2 protein-coding genes are annotated in these 1,682 nt (G+C 64.9%); both read right to left on the reverse strand.

Translation table 11 applies throughout. The features are described 5' to 3' along the window. The coding region (locus AOZ13_RS13530) for a DUF7287 family protein (RefSeq protein WP_449404306.1) at window positions 1–343 on the reverse strand (343 nt) is incomplete at its 3' end. Next, window positions 336–1,682, reverse strand: a 1,347-nt coding sequence (locus AOZ13_RS13535; protein WP_148294611.1) for a type II secretion system F family protein, incomplete at its 5' end; no start/stop codon positions are given. The genes AOZ13_RS13530 and AOZ13_RS13535, both read right to left, overlap by 8 nt.

A 1,682-nucleotide genomic window follows, 5' to 3' on the forward strand; every position in this document is an offset into this window, starting at 1 on the left:
GGGCCGGCCCATAGCTGGCCGTGATCTCGTCCGCTTCGCGCCGGCCGTTCGGCTTCGAGAGCGTGACGTTCACGCGCGTCCCCGGAGGTAGGGACTCGTCTTCGTCGTCCATGTTATCTGATAGGCTCGCGGTATCCCGAAGTGTGTACGGATCGCCATCGACGGCGAGTCGATCCTGCACGAGGTCGTCGGCGATCCGGTTCGCCGTCACGGGGTGGTCGCTCCCGCTGCCGGCGAAGGGGCTGAGAAGTCCGGGGACGAACGAGAAGACGAAGATCACGGTGAGGAGGAAGACGCTGATGCCGAAGGTGAAGTCGAGCGTGGTCTGTCCTCTCTCACACATGGTCAGATGAACGCGAAGAGAGGAGCGCCACGGTCGGGAGAACGATCGCGAACTTCACGCCGGAGAGCAGGTCGGCGTCGCGGATGTAGCCGGCGATGAACCCGGAGAGGATGCCCTGAATGGTGACGGCGTGGAAGAACATCATGTTCATCAGCTGGATGTCGATGTTCGCGCCGAAGCTCATCTGTCCGCTCGCCGCGCTCGAGGCGGCACCGCCACCGCCGCTGGCCTGCGTCGCGAGGCCGGCCATCACGTCGAGGAACTTCACCTTCAGGATCGCCATGACGGCGAGCAGGGTCAAGTACGTCATCATGATGATCACGATCTGCATCCGCGTGCGGGACTTGCGCTCGCGTTCGAGGTCGTCCTGCGTCTCGGAGGCCTGCGCGGCCGTCGTCAACACGGCGGAGATCTGACTGGAGGCCTCTTGGGCCTTGCTGACGAGCTTGACGGTGCGCGCGAGCCGCGGGATGTGGTACTTGTTGTTGAACTCGACGAGCGCGTCGCGCAGGCTCGTCCCGTAGTTCACCTTCGCGTGGAGGATCCGGAACTCCTCGGCGAGCTTGCCGGAGGACGTCTCGGAGACCGTGTTGATGGACTCCAGTAGGGTGAGTCCGGTGTCGTTCGCCGAGGAGAGCTTGCGGAGGTCGTCGGAGAGGCTGTTGACGACGCGGCGGCGCGAGCGGAGGTTCCACAGCCGGAAGACCGCGAGCGGGATGAAGACGATGTACAGCGGGAGGTACACCCAGACGAACGTCCCCGCGATCGGGTTGGCCTTCATCGCCGGCATGCTCGTTGGCGCCGCCCCCTGCGCGATCGCGAGCGCGAGGACGACGAGTGCGGCGGGGATCGTGAGCCCGAGCGTGTAGAGCGGGTGGCGCTTGAAGAACCGGTGCGGGTGGGTGAACACCCAGATCGCCTCGTGGGTGCCCTCGCGGCTGTAGATGCGCTCGAAGAGCGCGCCGCGCTCGCGGAAGCGCTCGACGATCCCGAGGTCGAACAGCCCCGGCTCGCGGCTCGTCGAGGACTCATCGCCCTCCACGAGGCGGAGGTAGCCGTCGCCGGGTTCGTCCTCCTTCACGGTGGAGACGAGGACGAGGAAGCCGACGCCGACGAGTGGGATGAGCGCGTACACCGTCCCGTAGAGGAGCATCGTCTTCGAACTCCCCATCATGCTCATGATGACGAGGATGATGATGAGGAGCAGCGGGAACAGAGAGAGCGTCATGTACATCTCGCCGAACAACTCGAGGGTGTCGAGGGTGAGTTCCTGTTGCTGTTTGGCCGTCCGCATGTGCTTGTCCTTCTTGTCGGCGAGGAAGTCCGTCATGTCCCCCCC

The organism is Halarchaeum acidiphilum MH1-52-1 (assembly GCF_000474235.1).
GTDB lineage: Archaea > Halobacteriota > Halobacteria > Halobacteriales > Halobacteriaceae > Halarchaeum > Halarchaeum acidiphilum.